We start from the raw sequence: 18,071 nt of genomic DNA, 5'->3' as shown, positions 1-18,071 counted from the left end.
TTGTCCGCACCAAGATCGTCCGGCAGCTCCGCTCACGGCCCCTCGGTGGCGTCCCGGGCGCACATCTCCATAAAGTAGGGCAATGCGCACCGAGGACGTCCTGGCCGCGACCGCGACCGGTCTCTGGCGCTGGGACAACCGGGCCGGGACGGTCACCCTCGACGCGGAGGCCGCCCGGCTGCTGGAGCTGCCCGCCGAGTACGGCGTCTACCGCGCTACCGAGGTGCGCGCGCGCTTCCACCCCGTCGACTGGAACGAGATCGCGGGGGTGGTGAACCTCGCGGTCGCCGAGGGCACGCTCGCCGAATCCCGGCTGCGGATCATGGACGAGCACGGCCGGGTGCTGCGGACCGTGCGCAGCCGCTCCAAGCCGTTGATGTCCGAACCGGCCGACGGGCAGGCATACGTCCTGGTCGGCACGCTCCAGGAGGTGGCGGAGCCGCAGCCGGGCACGATCGGGGCGCACACCCCCATCACCGGCGACTGGCGGCGTTCGCGGGAGGCGTTCCTGCTGGACGCGGGACGGGCGCTGGCCGAGGCCCGGTCCACGGCGGAGGTGCTGCGGGTCGCCGCGGCACTCTCCATGCCCGGCTTCTCGCCGGACGGTCTGGCGGTCTTCGGGGTGGACGGCGAGCGGCTGACGATCATCGGCCACCACGGGCACGACGTGGGCGACGAGGGCCCCTTCACGAACATGCCGCTGGAGACCGACTATCCGGCGGCCGAGGTCGTGCGGACCGGGCGGGCGATCTATCTGGCCTCGCCCGAGGACTACCGCAGCCGCTATCCGGCGACCTGGCCGCTGGCGCGGCGGTTCGGACGCCGGTCCTGGGCCTTTCTGCCCCTGATCGTGTCCGGGCGCACGATGGGCACCTGGATGGCAGGGTTCCGCCATCCGGTGGCGTTCTCGCCGGACGAGCGCTCGGTGCTGACGACCGTGGCCCGGATGCTCGCCCAGGCACTGGCCAGGGCGGAGGCCGCGGAGTCCGAGCGGGAGCTGTCGCTGGGCCTCCAGCGCGCGATGATGCCCTCGCTCGGGCCGGACATCCCCGGGATGACGGTGGCGGCGCGCTATGTCCCGACCGGCGGCGGGCTCCAGGTCGGCGGCGACTGGTACGACCTGATCCCCCTGCCGAACGGCCGGATCGCCCTGGTCATCGGCGATGTCCAAGGGCACGACGTGCGCGCGGCGGGGCTGATGGGCCAGCTGCGGATCGCGCTCCGCGCGTACGCCTCCGAGGGCCACCGCCCGGACGCGGTCCTCGCCCGTGCCTCGCGCTTCCTGTCCGGCCTCACGGACGCGTCCGAGGACCCCGTGCGCGGCGCCCGCTTCGCGACCTGTCTGTACGCGGAGGCGGACCCGGAGACCGGCGTCCTGGACATCGCGCGGGCCGGGCACCCCGATCCGGTCGTCGTGACCGCCGACGGCACGGCCGTCATCCGGCAGACCGAGGGCGGGCTGCCGCTGGGCGTCGAGGCGGACGAGGACTATCCGACGACCCGGGTGACGCTGGAGCCCGGCGAGACGATCATGCTGTGCACGGACGGGCTGATCGAGACCGGCGGTCACGATCTGGCCACCGGCTGGGTGCGGCTGCGGCCGATCCTGGAGCGGCGTGCCGAGGATCTGGAGAAGCTCGCCGACGCGCTGGTGCAGGCGGTCCACGGGCCCGATTCGCACTACACGACGGGCCCGCTCGCCGACCGGCGCGAGGACGACGTCGCCGTCCTGCTGCTGCGGCGCGAGGCCACCACCGCACATCCGGGCGCGCCCCGCCGTACCGCGCTGAGCATCGCCCAGGCCGAACCGGAGCGCATCGCCGCCGCCCGGCAGCTGCTGCGCGAGATGCTGCACGACTGGGCGGACGCCGAGCAGGTCGACTCGGCGGTGCTGATGGTGTCCGAGATGGTGACGAACGTGCTGGTGCACACGGACGGCGACGCCCTGATGGTGGCGCAGGCGGTCGGGGAGCACGGGGAGCGGCGGCTGCGGGTCGAGGTCTCGGACGGCAGCGACGAGCTGCCGCACAAGCGGCGGCCGGGCGAGATGGCCTCCAGCGGCCGGGGGCTGGTCCTGATGGAGATGCTGGCCGACGCGTGGGGAGTGGACCCCCGGGGCGCGGGAAAGTCGATCTGGTTCGAGCTGTACGAGGACGAGCTGCCGCCGGGGTGACGCTCCCGGGGGCTACGGGGTGCGGGGCCCGGGTTCGCCGGGCGGGGCGGCCGGCTCCTCGGGGGGCGGGGGCGGACCGGCGCGCAGTTCGCCGATGATGCCGAAGGCGGCGGCGCAGAGGGGTACGGCCAGGAGCATCCCCAGCAGTCCGGCGACGCTCGCGCCGGCGGTCAGCGCGATCATGACCATCGCGGGGTGCATCTGCACGGTCCGGCTCTGGATCATCGGTTGCAGGACGTGGCCCTCCAGCACCTGGACGGCCAGCACCACCCCGAGCGCCCAGAGGGCGATCGCGAAGCCCCGGTCGGCCAGCGCCACCAGGACGGCGACGGCTCCGGAGAGGAAGGCGCCCAGATACGGGATGTAGGCGCCGACGAAGACGAGCGCGCCGAGCCCGACCGCCCCGGGCACCCGCAGGATCAGCAGCCCGATCGTGATGCAGACGGCGTCGATGAGCGCGATGAACGTGGTCCCGCGCATGAAGCCCTCGACGGCCTCGAAGGCGCGCCGCCCCATCGCCTCGACCAGGTCCCCGGTGCCCCGGGGGGCGACGGTGTGCGCGAGGTTGGCGGCCCGGTCGGAGTCGCGCAGGAAAAAGAAGGTCAGCAGGAAGGAGAGGACGGCGGTGGCGAGGAACGAGCCGACCAGGCTGATGCCGGAGAGCAGCCCGCCCGCCGCGCTCGCGCCGAACTTCTCGACGAGCTTCTTGGCGTTGTCGGCGAGCGCGTCCACGTTCGCGCCGTCCTCGAGACCGAAGTGGTCGATGACCCACTGCCCGGCGTCCTTGAGCGAGGCGACGATCTGGTCACCGGTCTCGATGAGCGCCGCGACGACGATGTAGACGGCGCCGCCGCCGACCGCGAGGAGCAGCACACAGGTGATCCCGGCGGCCACCGAGCGGTTCACCCCCCGCGCGGTGAGCCGGCGGTTGACGGGTCCCAGGAGCGCGGTGCCGAGGAGGGCGAGGAGGACCGGCGTGACCGCGGTCTTCAGGACGATGCACAGGAAGACGGCGACACCGGCCACACCGGCGACCAGGAGGACGACACCGCACCAGGCGGCCGTCCGCCGGGCGGCCTCGGGCAGGAGGGGCTTCTGGGTCTGCACCCTTCCACCCGATCACGCCGTGCGGGTGGTGTCCCGCCCGCGCCGCCGTACGGGTGACGGGCCGTCATGCGGCGGCCCGTCACCCGTACGACCGCAACTCACATGCCGTGGACGGCGGGCACGGTGCCGAGGCGGCCGGCCTGGAAGTCCTCGAAGGCCTGCTTCAGTTCGGCCTGGCTGTTCATCACGAACGGCCCGTAGTGCGCCATCGGCTCACGGATCGGACGGCCGCCGAGCAGCACGACCTCCAGGTCCGGGGTGTGGCCGTCCTGCTTCTCGTCCGCGCGGACGGTCAGCGAGGAGCCGGCGCCGAAGACCGCGGTCTGGCCCATGTGGACCGGCCGGCGCTCCTCGCCGACGGTGCCGCGTCCGGCGAGCACGTACGCGAGGCCGTTGAAGTCCTCGCGCCACGGCAGCGTCACCTCGGCGCCGGGGCGCACGGTGGCGTGGATCATCGTGATCGGGGTGTGGGTGATTCCCGGGCCCTCGTGGCCGTCGAGCTCGCCCGCGATCACCCGGAGCAGCGCGCCGCCGTCGGGGGAGGCGAGCAGCTGGACCTGGCCGCCGCGGATGTCCTGGTAGCGGGGGTCCATCATCTTGTCGGCCTTGGGCAGGTTCACCCAGAGCTGGAGGCCGTGGAAGAGGCCGCCGGACTGGACGAGGGACTCCGGCGGCGCCTCGATGTGGAGCAGGCCGGAACCGGCCGTCATCCACTGGGTGTCACCGTTGCGGATGGTGCCGCCGCCTCCGTTGGAGTCCTGGTGGACGAAGGTTCCGTCGATCAGGTACGTCACGGTCTCGAAGCCGCGGTGGGGGTGCCAGGGGGTCCCCTTCGGCTCGCCGGCGGCGTATTCCACCTCGCCCATCTGGTCCATCATGATGAACGGGTCGAGGTACTTGTAGTTGATCCCCGCGAAGGCGCGGCGGACCGGGAAGCCCTCGCCCTCGAAGCCGCTCGGCGCCGTGGTGACGGCGAGCACGGGGCGTGCGGTCGCGTCGGCCGACGCGACGACCTTGGGCAGGGTCAGCGGGTTCTCGACGGTCACTGCGGGCATGGGAGCCACCTCCGGGGATCGTTCTGGAACCAATTTAGTTGAATGGTGAACATCCTGCAAGGCGGAGTTCATTCCCGGGCCTCTCCACACACGCGGAACGGACCGATCCGCACGCGCGGAACGGGCCCGCCCCGCACACGCGGAAGGGGCCCGTACCCAGCGGCACGGGCCCCTTCCGAAGGCGCGGGAGCGCGCGGTCAGCCGTACATGCGACGCATCGCGAAGTCGACCATCTGCTCCACGGCCTTGGCGTCGAAGACGATGCGGTGCTCGCCCTCCATGTCCAGGACGAAGCCGTAGCCGGTGGGCAGCAGGTCGATCACCTCGGCGCCGGTGATCACGAAGTACTTGGAGTCCTTGCCCGCGTACAGCCGCAGCTCCTTCAGCGTGGTGAACATCGGGATCACCGGCTGCTGGGTGTTGTGCAGCGCCAGGAACCCCGGATTGTCGCCGCGCGGGCAGTAGACCTTCGAGGTCGCGAAGATCTGCTGGAAGTCCTCGGCGGCCAGCGAACCCGTGGTGAAGGCCCGGACGGCGTCGCCCAGCGAAGGCGGCGAGGGCTCGGGATACAGCGGCTGCTCGCCGTAGCCGCCCATCGGCTGCTGTGCGCCCTGGTTCTGGTCGTAGCCGTACATGGGACAAAGAGTAATCGGACACATCTGGCCCAAGAGGGGTTGCGTCTTATTACTGGCGGGTAGCATCATCGGAGAGGTCAGCTGATACGTCCGGGCCACCCCTCCACGGGGCGCTGCGCGCCACTGCTATTGATTACGGAGCCTTCCCATGGGGCACTACAAGTCGAATCTCCGCGACATCGAGTTCAACCTCTTCGAGGTCCTCGGACGCGACAAGCTGTACGGCACCGGACCGTTCGCGGAGATGGACGTCGAGACGGCGAAGAGCATCCTCGACGAGGTCGCCCGCCTCGCGGAGAACGAGCTGGCGGAGTCCTACGCGGACGCCGACCGCAACCCGCCGGTCTTCGACCCGGAGACCCACACCGCACCGGTCCCGGACAGCTTCAAGAAGTCGTACCAGGCGTTCATGGACTCCGAGTACTGGCGCCTGGGCCTGCCCGAGGAGATCGGCGGCACGACCTCGCCCCGCTCCCTGATCTGGGGCTACGCGGAGCTGCTGCTCGGCGCCAACCCGGCCGTGTGGATGTACTCCTCCGGTCCCGCCTTCGCCGGCATCCTCTTCGAGGAGGGCAACGAGGCGCAGAAGAAGATCGCCGAGATCGCCGTCGAGAAGCAGTGGGGCTCGACGATGGTGCTGACCGAGCCGGACGCCGGCTCCGACGTCGGCGCCGGCCGCACCAAGGCCGTCGAGCAGGAGGACGGCTCCTGGCACATCGAGGGCGTGAAGCGCTTCATCACCTCGGGCGAGCACGACATGTCCGAGAACATCATCCACTACGTGCTGGCCCGCCCCGAGGGCGCGGGACCGGGCACCAAGGGCCTCTCCCTCTTCATGGTCCCGAAGTTCCACTTCGACTGGACCACCGGCGAGCTGGGCGAGCGCAACGGCGTCTACGCGACCAACGTCGAGCACAAGATGGGCCTCAAGGCGTCCAACACCTGCGAGATGACGTTCGGCGACAACCACCCCGCCAAGGGCTGGCTGATCGGCGACAAGCACGACGGCATCCGCCAGATGTTCCGCATCATCGAGTTCGCCCGCATGATGGTCGGCACGAAGGCCATCGCCACCCTCTCCACCGGCTACCTCAACGCGCTGGAGTACGCCAAGGAGCGCGTCCAGGGCAGCGACCTGTCGCAGTTCATGGACAAGACGGCCCCCAAGGTCACCATCACGCACCACCCCGACGTCCGCCGCTCGCTCATGACGCAGAAGGCGTACGCCGAGGGCATGCGCTCCCTCGTCCTCTACACCGCCTCCGTCCAGGACGCGATCCAGGAGAAGGAGGCTGCGGGCGAGGACGCCAAGGCGCTGCACGGCCTCAACGACCTGCTGCTCCCGATCGTGAAGGGCTACGGCTCGGAGAAGTCCTACGAGCAGCTGGCCCAGTCGCTCCAGACCTTCGGCGGCTCCGGGTACCTCCAGGAGTACCCGATCGAGCAGTACATCCGTGACGCCAAGATCGACACGCTGTACGAGGGCACCACGGCCATCCAGGGCCAGGACTTCTTCTTCCGGAAGATCGTCCGCGACCAGGGCGCCTCGCTCAACGCGCTCTCCGAGGAGATCAAGAAGTTCCTCTCGGCCCACCAGGGCCACGCCGAGCTCGGCGGCGCGCTGGACCAGCTCGCGAAGGCGGCCGTGGACCTGGAGGCGATCGTCGGCACGATGATCACCGACCTCACCGCCACCGGCGAGGACGTCCGCAACATCTACAAGGTCGGCCTCAACTCCACCCGTCTGCTGCTGGCCTCCGGCGATGTCGTCGTCGGCTACCTGCTGCTGAAGGGGGCGGCCGTGGCCGCCGAGAAGCTGCCGTCCGCCGCCGCGAAGGACGTCCCCTTCTACCAGGGCAAGATCGCCGCCGCGAAGTTCTTCGCCGCGAACGTCCTGCCGGGCGTGAGCACCGAGCGCGCGCTCGCGGAGTCCGTCGACAACTCGCTGATGGAGCTGGACGAGGCCGCGTTCTAGGGGCTTCCCGCCGTCACCACGCACCGCCACCCGGACACGCTTCCGGGTGGCGGTGCCGTGCGTGGTGCCGCACGACGGCCGCGCGGCGACCGGCACGCTCCGGGGCGCGACCCCCGGGCACCGGATAGCGGACAGCGCTCTCTCGTTACAGTGAAGAGCATGAGCACCTCCCCCCGCTTCGACCGCACGCACACCGATGACCTGATGGCCTTCCTGATGGCCTCGCCCTCCCCGTACCACGCCGTGGCGACCGCCGCCGCGCGGCTGGAGAAGGCCGGGTTCCGCCAGGTCGAGGAGACGGCGGCCTGGGACGGCACGACGGGGGGGAAGTACGTCCTGCGCGGTGGCGCGATCGTCGCCTGGTACGTGCCGGAGGGCGCCGAGGCCCACACCCCGTTCCGGATCGTCGGCGCGCACACGGACTCGCCGAACCTGCGCGTGAAGCCGCTGCCCGACACCGGGGCGTACGGCTGGCGGCAGGTCGCCGTGGAGATCTACGGCGGCACGCTGCTGAACACCTGGCTGGACCGCGACCTCGGGCTCGCCGGGCGCATCTCGCTGCGCGACGGCACGCACCGGCTGGTGAACATCGCCCGGCCGCTGCTGCGGGTGCCGCAGCTCGCCGTGCACCTGGACCGCTCCGTCAACCCCGACGGGCTCAAGCTCGACCGCCAGAAGCACATGCAGCCCATCTGGGGCCTCGGTGACGTGGCCGAGGGCGACCTCATCCGCTTCGTCGCCGAGGAGGCGGGCGTCGACGCCGAGGACATCACCGGCTGGGACCTCATGCCGCACCCCGTCGAGGCCCCCTCCTACCTGGGCCGCGACCGCGAGCTGGTCGCCGGTCCGCGCATGGACAACCTCCTCTCGGTCCACGCCGCGACCGCCGCGCTCGCCGCCGTCGCCGGCCTGCCCGACGCCGAGCTGCCCTGCATCCCGGTGCTGGCCGCCTTCGACCACGAGGAGAACGGCTCGCAGTCCGACACCGGCGCGGACGGTCCGCTGCTCGGCACGGTCCTGGAGCGCTCCGTGTTCGCGCGCGGCGGCACGTACGAGGACCGGGCGCGCGCCTTCGCCGGCACCGTCTGCCTCTCCTCGGACACCGGCCACGCCATCCACCCCAACTACGCGGAGCGCCACGACCCGACGCACCACCCGGTCGTCAACGGCGGACCGATCCTGAAGGTCAACGTCAACATGCGGTACGCCACCGACGGCAGCGGCCGGGCCGTGTTCGCCGAGGCGTGCGAGCGGGCGGACGTGCCGTGGCAGGCGTTCGTCTCCAACAACTCGATGCCGTGCGGCACGACGATCGGCCCGATCACCGCCGCCCGCCACGGCATCCAGACGGTCGACATCGGTGTGGCCATCCTGTCCATGCACAGCGCCCGTGAGCTGTGCGGCGCCGAGGACCCGGCCCACCTGGCCAACGCCCTGGCCGCGTTCCTGGAGGGCTGACCGCCCGACCCGCTGCCCGGCCCGCCGCATGGCGTCGGCCGGGCCGGGTACCCGCCGCATACACGGTCCGGAGCCTCCGGACCGTCGAGGAGGCGGAATCAATGGGACTCGGAGGATGCATCATTCTCATCGGCGTGGGGGCGATCCTGGCCTTCGCGACGGACTGGGAACTGGACAGCGTCAACGTCCAACTGGTCGGCTGGATCCTGATGGTCGTCGGCGTGGTCGGCGTGTGCGTCTACGCGTCGGTGATGCGGCGCAGGCGCATGGTCGTCCCGCCCTCCACCACCGTGGTGTCCGAGGACGACCGCAGGCTCTGATCCGGCCCCGGAGCGGCCGGACCGCGTGGTCCGATGTCCGGTGAACCCCGATATTCTGGGCACTTGTCCGTGACCCGGAACCGGGCGCGCCACGCCTGTCAGGGAGCCGCTCGTGGAGTTCCGGTTGCTCGGCCCGGTCTGCGTCGACACGCTGACCGGGCCGCTGCCGCTCGGCCCCGCCAAGCGCCGCAGCCTGCTGGCCGCGCTGCTGCTCGGCGCCAACACCCCGGTGTCCATGGCCCGGTTGACGGACTGCCTGTGGGACGACGCGCCCCCGCTGCACGCCCGCACCGTCATCCAGGGCCATGTCTCGCGGCTGCGCGCCCTGCTGGTCGGGGCGGACGCCGAGGCGTACGGGGTGGAACTGGCCACCCTGGGCGACGCCTATGTGCTGCGGGTGCCGGAGACGCTGCTGGACTCGCACCGCTTCGAGGAACTGCTGATGCTGGCCCGGGAGCAGCGCACCCCGGCCGACACGGTCCTCATGCTGAAGGAGGCCCTGTCGCTGTGGCAGGGCCCGGCCCTCACCGGTACGTATCCCAGCGCCCCGCTCCAGGCGGCCGTGCAGGCGCTGGAGGAGTCCCGGCTGGCCACGGTCGAGCAACTGGCCCGCGCCTACGGCGAACAGGGTGAGCACCACCGGGCGGCGGCCGTGCTGCGGGCGGAGTCCGTCGCCCATCCGATGCGGGAGACCCTGGCCGCCTCCCTGATGACCGCGCTGTACCGCTCGGGCCGCCAGTCGGAGGCCCTGGACTGCTTCCACCGCACCCGCCGGCTGCTCGCCGACGAGCTGGGCATCGATCCGGGGCGCGAACTGGCCGACGCGTACGCGCAGATCCTGCGCGGTGAACCCGAACCGCCGGCCGTGGCGGATCCGGCCGGGGTTCCGCGTCCGGCGGAGCCGGAACCGGTGGTGGTGCCCGGCGCGCGGGACCGGCGCGGCCCGGTCGTGCCCCGCCCCGACACCGGGCCCGTCCTCCCCGCTCCGGCCCCGGCGCACCCCGCCGATCTGCTGCCCCGGGCCCCCCGGGGCTTCCACGGGCGCGCCGCCGAACTGACCGCGATCTCCCGGGCCGCCGCGGGCGAGGCGCCCGTCTGCCTGGTCACCGGGCCGGCCGGGGTGGGCAAGACCGCGCTGGCCCTGCACTGGGCGCGCCGCTCCCCCGCCGCGTTCCCGGACGGGCGGCTCTTCGCGGATCTGCGCGGCTTCGGCGACACGGGCGAGCCGACGCCGCTGGAGGTGCTGCGGGAGTTCCTGCTGGCGCTCGGGGTCGCGCCGCGCCGGGTCCCGGAGTCGGTGGCCGGTGCGGCGGCGCTCTTCCGCTCCCTGACCGACCGGCTCAGCCTGCTCGTCGTGCTGGACAACGTCCGGGACTCCGCCCAGGTCAGGCAGTTGCTGCCGGGGGGCGCCGACTGCGTCACGCTGATCACCAGCCGGCACCGGCTGGAGGGGCTGATCGCCTCCGAGGCCGCCGTCCCGGTCCCGCTGGACGTGCTCGAACCCCTGGACGGCACCGCGCTCCTGGCCGGGGTGCTGGGCGAGGAGCGGGTGCGCGCGGAGCCGGTGGCGGCCCGGCGGCTCGCCGAGCTGTGCGGCGGACTGCCGCTGGCCCTGCGGGTCACGGCGGCCCGGCTGGCGGGGCGCCCGCAGTGGACGCTGGCCGGGATGGCGGACGAGCTGGCCGACGAGCGGAGCCGGCTGAGCTATCTCGACGTGGAGGACACCGGGGTCTCCGCCGCGCTGCGGCTGACCGTGCAGCATCTGCCCCCGGACGCCGTGCACCAGCTGGCCCGGCTGGGCCACCACCCGGGCAGCCACTTCGACCCGTACACGGCCGCCGCGCTGGCCGGCACCGATCCGGTGACCGCCGCGACCGCGCTGGAACGGCTCGCCGGCGCCCATCTGGTCACCGAGGCGGGGCCGGGGCGCTGGATACTGCACGATCTGGTGCGGCTGTACGCGCGGGGGCTGGACCCGGCGGCCGGGCCCGGCGCGCTGCTGGGTGTGCTCGACCACTACATCGCCACCGCGCTCGCCGCGGCGGACACCGCCGAACCGGGCGGGGAGCCGTGCTTCGTGCTGCCCGAGGACTTCCGGCGGCCCGTCGCCGTTCGGGACTTCACCGACCGGGCGGAGGCGATGGACTGGCTGGCGGCCGAGCGCGAGGACCTGTCGCTGGCGGCGGCCGCCGCCCGGAGTGCCGGTCTCGACGACCGGGCCTGGCGGATCATCCTGCTCCAGTGGCCGCACGTGGTGTGGCGGGTACGGGACGGCTGGGCGCCGATGCTGGAGCTGGCCCTGGCGGCGGCGGAGGCGATCGGGGATCCGTACGCGGAGTCCCGGGTGCGCAATCTGCTGGGCTGGGTGCTGACGGAGGAGGGCCGGACGGGCGAGGCGGTGGCCCTGCTGGAGCCGTCGCCGGGGCTGGCCCGGCAGGTCGGGGACCGGCTCGGCGAGGCGACCGCGCTGATCAACCTGGCGCTCGTCCAGGCCGAGCAGGGCGGGCTCGATCTGGCGCTGGAGGGGTGCGGCCGGGCGCTGGAGCTGGCCCGGAAGGAGTCCGACGCGCACACCGAGATGCTGGCCCTCCAGCACCTGGCCCGGATGCAGCTCGCGGCGGGACGGCCGCGGGACGCCCTGGACTCGGCCGGCGCCGCCTTCGGTCTGGGCCCCGAGCCCGAGGAGACGGCCCGCCGGGTGCTCCTGACGACGGTGAGCGGGGAGGCGCGGCTCGCGCTGGGCGAGGAGGACGAGGGGGCGCGGCTGCTGGATCTGGCGGCGGCGGACGCCGAGCGGGCCGGCTACGACGAGGGCGCGGTGCGGGCGCTGGAGGCGCTGCTGCGGGTGACGGCCGCCCCGGAGCACGTACGGCGGTACGAGCGGGCGGTACGGCGGCTGGCCGCCGACGGGTGAGTGGACCGGCGGCGCCCGCCGGCCGACGGGCGGGCCGGGTGCTCCTGGCCACGGGGTGAGCGGGACGCGCCCGGCAATCCGGTCGGCCTCCGCCGACGGACGGGCGGAGGCGCCGGTCGCGGGCGCGCGGCCGGCCCCTCCGGTCTCAGTCCTCCGTGTCCATTCCGGCCAGCACCAGCGGCAGCCGGGCGGCGCCATCGGCGGTCACCCGGACGGGGACGCCCCAGTCCTGCTGGTGGACGTGGCAGGCGGGGTACTCGTTGTCGGGGTCGTCGTCGCAGGACGCGGCCATCGCCGAGACGTGCAGGACGCCCTCGGTGACGCCGTCGGCGAGGACCAGTTCGCGGAAGAGGTCGGTGCCCGCGCCGTCGCCGGAGGCCAGCAGCTCCGGCGGGGTGGAGGAGACCAGCAGCCGGGTCGAGGGCCCGTACCGGGTGTCGAGCTTCTGTCCGGCGGGCGCCTGGAAGACGACGTCGAGCCGGAGCGTGCCGGGCGCGATCTCGGTGGCCGCGCGCTGGGTGCGGTGGGCCCGGTCCGCGACCCGTACCGCCTCCTCCGGCAGCCGCAGCCGGGTCAGCCGGTGGCGGGCGGACTCGACGACCACGAGATCGCCGTCCACCAGCACGGCGTCGCTCGGTTCGCGCAGATCCGTGGCGAGCGTGGTGACCTCGCCGCTCGCGGGGTCGTAGCGGCGCAGGGCGTGGTTGTACGTGTCGCTGACGGCGACGGACCCGTCGGGCAGCGCGGTGACGCCCAGCGGGTGCTGGAGCAGCGCCTGGCCGGCGGCTCCGTCGCGGTGGCCGAAGTCGAAGAGCCCGGTGCCGACGGCGGTGTGCACGGCTCCGTCGCGGTCGACCCAGCGCAGGGCGGAGGTCTCGGAGTCGGCGACCCAGAGCCGGTCCGGGGTCGCTGCGAGGCCGGACGGCTGGGCGAACCACGCCTCGGCGCCCGGCCCGTCGACCAGCCCTTCGTTGGTGGTGCCGGCCGCGACCCGTACGGTGCCGTCCTCGGGGTCGTACGTCCACAGCTGGTGGACCCCGGCCATGGCGATCCAGAGCCTGCCGTCGAACCAGGCGACGTCCCACGGCGAGGAGAGGTCGACGTCCCGGGCGGGGCCGCTGGTGGCCGCGGACTGCCACCACTGGCGGCCGGTGCCGGCGATCGTCGTCGTCTCGCCGGTCGCGAGGTCGAGGGCGCGCAGGGCGTGGTTGACGGTGTCGGCGACGGCGATCCGCCCGTCGGGCAGGGACGCGAGTCCCTGGGGTTCGCTGAACCGGACCGTCTCGGGCCCGCCGTCCGCGAAGCCGCGTTCGCCCGAGCCGAAGTGGCGGCGGACCGTCTCGCCGTCCGCGTCCAGCTCGACCAGCCGGTGGCGGGTGGTGTCGGAGACCAGGAAGCCGCCGTCGGGCAGGAGCAGCGCCTTGCCCGGGAAGCGCAGGTGCGTGGCGACCGGCTCGGGCGCGACGTAGGGGCCGTCACCGCGTCGCAGGGTGCCCTTGGCGGCGTGTTCGGCCTCCAGCTCCTCGACCAGCTTCTCGATGGCGTGGGCGTGGCCCTCGCCGGCGTGCTGGGCGACGACATAGCCTTCGGGGTCGATCACCACGAGGGTGGGCCAGGCGCGGACCGCGTACTGCTTCCAGGTGGCCAGCTCGGGATCGTCCAGTACCGGGTGGTGCACCTCGTACCGCTCGACGGCGTCGACCACCGCCTGGTGCTCCGCCTCGTGGACGAACTTCGGGGAGTGCACCCCCACGATCACGACGGTGTCGCGATGCTTCTCCTCCAGCGCGCGCAGCTCGTCGAGCACATGCAGGCAGTTCACACAGCAGAAGGTCCAGAAGTCGAGGATGACAATGCGTCCTCGCAGGTCGGAGAGGGTGTACTGCTGATCGCCTGTATTGAGCCAGCCGCCCTTGCCGATGAGTTCGGGGGCCCGGACGCGTGCACGTGTTGCCATGGGAACAGTCAACAGCACCGTGGCGTCCCCGCATTCCCCCAGGGGCTCGGGGAACCTGTGAGCCATGAGACTTCTCGTGCGTGAGCGCCTGTTCGGCATCGGTGACGACTACTGGATCGAGGACGAGAACGGCCGCAAGGTCTTCCTGGTCGACGGCAAGGCCATGCGGATGCGTGACACCTTCGAGCTGAAGGACGCGCAGGGCCGCATCGTCGCGGAGATCCGGCAGAAGCTGCTCAGCCTCCGCGACACCATGCTGATCGAGCGCGACGGCGAACAACTGGCCAAGGTCAAGCGCAAGCGCCTCTCCCTGCTCCGCAACCACTACCGCGTGACCCTGGTCGACGGGACCGAACTCGACGTCAGCGGCAAGATCCTCGACCGCGAGTTCGCCGTCGACTACGACGGCGAACTCCTCGCCCAGATCTCCCGCCGCTGGCTCACCGTCCGCGACACCTACGGCATCGACATCGTCCGCGACGACGCCGACGCCTCCCTCCTCATCGCGGTGGCGGTCTGCGTGATCGTCCTCGCGGAGAAGGAGCACGAGGACTGAGGCGGATGCCCTGCCCGAAGGGCCCCTGTTTCACGTGAAACAGGGGCCCTCGCGTCGGACGGGCGGAACGCGCCGGCGTGACCGGATCGACCGGCTACAGCCGCCGGTCCTTGAGCGCCGGGAACTGCTCGCGGGTGGTGGCGACCTTCGCCGGGTCGATGTCCACGGTCAGGACCTCCTCGTCGGCACCCGCCTCGGCCAGGACCTCGCCCCAGGGGTCGACCACGATGCTGTGGCCGGCCTGCTCGATTCCGGCATGGGTGCCGGCGGAGCCCACGGCGAGGACGTACGCCTGGTTCTCGACGGCGCGGGCCTGGGCGAGCAGGGTCCAGTGGGCGCGGCGGCGCTCGGGCCAGCCGGCGGCGACGACGAGGGTTTCGGCACCGGCGTCGACGAGACCGCGGAAGAGTTCGGGGAAGCGCAGGTCGTAACAGGTGGCGAGGCCGAGCGTGGTCCCCGGGAAGGGGACGGTCACCAGCTTCTCGCCGGCGCCCATCATGACGGCCTCGCCCCGGTCGAAGCCGAAGCGGTGGATCTTGCGGTAGGCGGCGGCCCGTTCGCCCTCGGGGGTGAAGACCAGCGTGGTGTTGTAGAGGGTCCCGTCCGGGTCGCGTTCCACGAAGGAACCGGCGTGCAGCCAGACTCCGGCCTCGGCGGCGGCCTCGGCCATCACGGTGTGGGTGGGGCCCAGCAGCGGCTCGGCCTCGGTCTCGAAGGCGGTGTACGCGAAGGCGCCGACCGGCCACAGCTCGGGCAGCACCACCAGATCCGCCCCCCGCTGCGCGGTCACCAGCGAGGCAGCGCGTTCCCTGCGGGAACCGACGGATTCGTCCGGGTCTACTGCGATCTGGATGAGGGAGGCGCGCACACTACCACCGTCCTGACATTCGAGCCGTGAACACCGGCCTACGATCGTCACACGAAAGCACTGCCGGGGTGCCTGATCGCAGCGTAACTTAGCGACCGAACCTCATCGCAGCTCGCAGCCCGCGCCCAGCACTCCAGCCCATGCACCGCAGAACCGCCACGAGGGGTCCCGTGACCGTCCATCCCAGCCTCCAGACCTACGCCGACGCCTGGACCCACTCCATCGAGTCGATAGCCGAGCTGGTGAGCCCGCTCGCCGAGGGGGAGTGGAACGGCCGCACGCCCTGCCCCAACTGGTCGGTGCGCGACATCGTGTCGCACATCATCGGCATGGAGAGCGAACAGCTCGGCGATCCGCGCCCGATCCACACGCTGCCCCGCGATCTGTACCACGTGCAGAGCGACTTCGCCCGCTACATGGAGATGCAGGTCGACGTCCGCCGTCACCACACCGCCCCGGAGATGACCTCCGAGCTGGAGTACACGATCATCCGGCGCTCCCGTCAGCTGCGCAACGAGACGCGTGACCCGCAGACCATGACGCGGGCGCCGCTCGGCGCCGAGCAGACCCTCGAAGTGGCGCTGCGGATGCGCGCCTTCGACGTCTGGGTGCACGAGCAGGACCTGCGGACCGCGCTGGGCAAGCCGGGCAACCTGGACTCCCCCGGCGCGGCGGTCGCCCGGGACGTCCTGCTCCTGGGGCTGCCGAAGGTGGTGGCCAAGGACGCGGGCGCCCCGGCCAACTCGGCGGTCGTGCTGGATGTGCACGGGCCGGTGGAGTTCCTGCGGACCGTCAGGGTGGACGCGGAGGGCCGCGGTTCGGTGGACGGCGCGCCGTCGCTGGGCCCCGCCGTGACGCTGGCGATGGACTGGGAGACGTACGTACGGCTGGCCTGCGGGCGGGTGCGGCCGGGCGCGGTCGCGGACCGGGTCAAGGCCGAGGGCGACCAGGAGCTGGCCGAGGCCATCCTGCGGAACTTCGCCGTCACCCCGTAACGCGTCGTCCGGAGGTGCCCGCCCCCGTCGGGGGGGGTGGGCACCGCCGGACGGGCCGCGGGCCGGGCCGGTCAGGCCGGGACGTGCACGGCCTCCACGCGGCTGATCACGTGGTGCTCGCGTTCGCGGTGGGCGGCCTTGAGCCGCAGCCGCAGGATCTGCGCGACGCCGAGCGCCTCCAGGACGAAGACCGAGGAGAAGGCGACGCGGTAGTTGTCGCCGGTCGCGTCCAGCAGCACGCCGACGGCGAAGAGCGTGGTCATCGAGGCGATGAAGCCTCCCATGTTGACGATGCCCGACGCCGTCCCCTGCCGCTCCGGCGGGTTGGCGGGGCGGGCGAAGTCGAAGCCGATCATCGAGGCGGGCCCACAGGCGCCCAGCACGACGCACAGGGTGACCAGCAGCCACATCGGGGCGTGGTTCCCGGGGTGCAGGATCGTCGCCGCCCACAGGAGCGCGGTCGTGCCGACCGTCCCCAGCGTCAGCGGCAGCCGCGCCGCGTGGTGGCGGGCGATGATCTGCCCGTAGACCAGGCCGATCGCCATGTTGGAGAGCACCACCAGCGTCAGCAGCTCCCCCGCCGTCCCCCGGCTCAGCCCCTGGTCCTCGACCAGGAACGGCAGCCCCCACAGCAGCAGGAACACCATGGCCGGGAACTGCGTGGTGAAGTGCACCCACATCCCGAGCCGGGTGCCGGGCTCCCGCCAGGAGGCGGCGATCTGCCGGCGGACGTACGCGACGCCGGCGTGCTCGACGGGCGGCGGTTCGAAGCCCTCGGGGTGGTCCTTCAGGAAGAGCAGGACGAGCACCAGCACCACGACCCCGGCCAGGGCGCTGCCCACGAAGGTCTGGGTCCAGCCGAAGCCGTGCAGGGCGCGGGCGATCACGAGCGTCGAGACCAGGTTGCCCGCCATGCCGAACAGCGCGGCGACCTGCCCGATCAGCGGTCCGCGCCGGGCCGGGAACCAGCGCGCACCCAGCCGCAGCACGCTGATGAACGTCATCGCGTCGCCGCAGCCCAGCAGGGCGCGGGAGGCGAGCGCGGTGCCGTACGACGGGGAGAGCGCGAAGCCGAGCTGGCCGAGGGTGAACAGCACGGCCCCCAGGGCCAGCACCTTCTTGGTGCCCAGCCGGTCGACCATCAGGCCGACGGGTATCTGCATGCCCGCGTAGACGAGCAGTTGGAGGATGGAGAAGGTGGACAGCGCCGAGGCGTTGACGTGGAAGCGGTCGGCCGCGTCGAGTCCGGCGACGCCGAGGCTGGTGCGGAAGATGATCGCCACGAAGTAGACGGCGACGCCGATGCCCCAGACCCAGGCGGCACGCCGGCCGCCGGGCGGATCACCGGGCAGGGACAGGGTCGGGGCGGCGGCGGAACTCACCTGTCCTCACCCCGGACCAGCACCTTGACCCGGCCGACGTGGCGGCGGACGACCTGTGCGGCGCCCTCCTCGTCACCGGACCTGATCGCCTCCAGCAGCTCGCCGTGCTCGGCGATGTTGGCGGCGATCCTGCCGGGGTGGGCCTCCATGACGGCGACGCCCATGCGCAGTTGACGGTCGCGCAGTTGGTCGTAGAGACGGGACAGGATCTCGTTGCCCGCGTACCGGACGATCTCGGCGTGGAAGCAGCGGTCCTTCACGGACACGGCGGCCAGGTCACCGGCCTCCGACAGCCGCCGCTGCTCCTCCAGCAGTTCTTCGAGCCGGGCGATCAGCGTCGCGGGGGCGGGCACCGCCCGGCGTACGGCGAACTCCTCGACCAGCAGCCGGGTCTCCACGACGTCCGCGATCTCCTGGGCGGAGACGGCGAGCACCAGTGCGCCCTTCTTCGGGTAGAGCTTGATCAGCCCCTCGACCTCCAGCCGCAGCAGCGCCTCGCGCACGGGCGTCCGGGACACCCCCACGGCCTCGGCCAGATGGCCTTCGGTCAGCAGCGTCCCGCCCTCGTAGCGGCGGTCCAGGACGGCGTCCTTGATGTGGGTGTAGACCCGCTCGGCGGCGGGCGGCGGCTTCACGGGCGGCAGGGCGGGGGACGGGGCTGGAGCAGGCATGCACA

At 72.5% G+C, this 18,071-nt stretch carries 14 protein-coding genes; 7 read left to right on the top strand and 7 right to left on the bottom strand.

Annotated elements, in window-relative coordinates; all coding sequences use genetic code 11:
- Positions 1-82: 82 nt before the first annotated feature.
- A complete protein-coding gene (locus ACWCXC_RS03185; RefSeq protein ID WP_450681394.1) occupies positions 83-2,173 on the top strand; it encodes an ATP-binding SpoIIE family protein phosphatase in 2,091 nt (696 codons plus the stop codon).
- A 12-nt stretch (positions 2,174-2,185) separates the two neighbouring features.
- Here the strand turns inward: ACWCXC_RS03185 and ACWCXC_RS03180 are convergent, their stop codons facing one another.
- The 3 genes from ACWCXC_RS03180 to ACWCXC_RS03170 all read right to left on the bottom strand — a co-directional run bounded on the left by ACWCXC_RS03180 (position 2,186) and on the right by ACWCXC_RS03170 (position 4,970).
- The gene (locus ACWCXC_RS03180; protein WP_450886264.1) at positions 2,186-3,280 is read right to left on the bottom strand and encodes an AI-2E family transporter; all 1,095 of its coding nucleotides are present in this window, start codon (positions 3,278-3,280) and stop codon (positions 2,186-2,188) included.
- A gap of 98 nt (positions 3,281-3,378) precedes the next feature.
- Positions 3,379-4,335: a pirin family protein gene (locus ACWCXC_RS03175; protein WP_450681392.1), complete on the bottom strand. Its 957-nt coding sequence runs from the start codon at positions 4,333-4,335 to the stop codon at positions 3,379-3,381.
- Between the two features lie 197 nt (positions 4,336-4,532).
- On the bottom strand, positions 4,533-4,970 hold the full coding sequence (locus ACWCXC_RS03170; protein ID WP_450681391.1) for an SseB family protein: 438 nt from the start codon (positions 4,968-4,970) through the stop codon (positions 4,533-4,535).
- Between the two features lie 148 nt (positions 4,971-5,118).
- Between ACWCXC_RS03170 and ACWCXC_RS03165 the strand changes: the two genes are divergently transcribed.
- The 4 genes from ACWCXC_RS03165 to ACWCXC_RS03150 all read left to right on the top strand — a co-directional run bounded on the left by ACWCXC_RS03165 (position 5,119) and on the right by ACWCXC_RS03150 (position 11,637).
- Complete coding sequence (locus tag ACWCXC_RS03165) at positions 5,119-6,945, top strand: acyl-CoA dehydrogenase (protein ID WP_450886261.1); 1,827 nt, start codon at positions 5,119-5,121, stop codon at positions 6,943-6,945.
- A 159-nt stretch (positions 6,946-7,104) separates the two neighbouring features.
- A complete protein-coding gene (locus tag ACWCXC_RS03160; RefSeq protein WP_450886259.1) occupies positions 7,105-8,403 on the top strand; it encodes a M18 family aminopeptidase in 1,299 nt (432 codons plus the stop codon).
- Between the two features lie 101 nt (positions 8,404-8,504).
- Positions 8,505-8,723, top strand: a complete 219-nt coding sequence (locus ACWCXC_RS03155; protein WP_450681388.1) for a DUF6458 family protein — start codon at positions 8,505-8,507, stop codon at positions 8,721-8,723.
- Positions 8,724-8,835: 112 nt separating this feature from the next.
- Positions 8,836-11,637 (top strand): AfsR/SARP family transcriptional regulator, encoded by a 2,802-nt coding sequence (locus ACWCXC_RS03150; protein ID WP_450886257.1) that lies wholly within the window; start codon positions 8,836-8,838, stop codon positions 11,635-11,637.
- A gap of 145 nt (positions 11,638-11,782) precedes the next feature.
- Here ACWCXC_RS03150 and ACWCXC_RS03145 read toward each other — a convergent pair whose 3' ends face one another.
- The gene (locus ACWCXC_RS03145; RefSeq protein WP_450886255.1) at positions 11,783-13,594 is read right to left on the bottom strand and encodes an NHL domain-containing thioredoxin family protein; all 1,812 of its coding nucleotides are present in this window, start codon (positions 13,592-13,594) and stop codon (positions 11,783-11,785) included.
- A 64-nt stretch (positions 13,595-13,658) separates the two neighbouring features.
- Here ACWCXC_RS03145 and ACWCXC_RS03140 point away from each other — a divergent pair, with 64 nt between their 5' ends.
- On the top strand, positions 13,659-14,150 hold the full coding sequence (locus tag ACWCXC_RS03140; RefSeq protein ID WP_450681385.1) for an LURP-one-related/scramblase family protein: 492 nt from the start codon (positions 13,659-13,661) through the stop codon (positions 14,148-14,150).
- Positions 14,151-14,244: 94 nt separating this feature from the next.
- Here the strand turns inward: ACWCXC_RS03140 and ACWCXC_RS03135 are convergent, their stop codons facing one another.
- Positions 14,245-15,018, bottom strand: coding sequence for a carbon-nitrogen family hydrolase (locus tag ACWCXC_RS03135; RefSeq protein WP_450886252.1), 774 nt, complete (start codon positions 15,016-15,018; stop codon positions 14,245-14,247).
- Between the two features lie 170 nt (positions 15,019-15,188).
- Between ACWCXC_RS03135 and ACWCXC_RS03130 the strand changes: the two genes are divergently transcribed.
- Positions 15,189-16,013, top strand: coding sequence for a maleylpyruvate isomerase family mycothiol-dependent enzyme (locus ACWCXC_RS03130; RefSeq protein ID WP_450681383.1), 825 nt, complete (start codon positions 15,189-15,191; stop codon positions 16,011-16,013).
- Between the two features lie 71 nt (positions 16,014-16,084).
- Here ACWCXC_RS03130 and ACWCXC_RS03125 read toward each other — a convergent pair whose 3' ends face one another.
- Positions 16,085-17,395: an MFS transporter gene (locus tag ACWCXC_RS03125; protein ID WP_450886250.1), complete on the bottom strand. Its 1,311-nt coding sequence runs from the start codon at positions 17,393-17,395 to the stop codon at positions 16,085-16,087.
- Positions 17,392-18,066 (bottom strand): GntR family transcriptional regulator, encoded by a 675-nt coding sequence (locus tag ACWCXC_RS03120; protein ID WP_450681381.1) that lies wholly within the window; start codon positions 18,064-18,066, stop codon positions 17,392-17,394. The genes ACWCXC_RS03125 and ACWCXC_RS03120 overlap by 4 nt, the downstream gene beginning before the upstream one ends.
- Positions 18,067-18,071 lie beyond the last annotated feature (5 nt).

The sequence above is a fragment of the Streptomyces sp. NPDC001515 genome, from assembly GCF_053597115.1.
The sequence above is the reverse complement of the archived record's forward strand: the minus strand, read 5'-3'. Positions and strand labels throughout refer to the sequence as shown.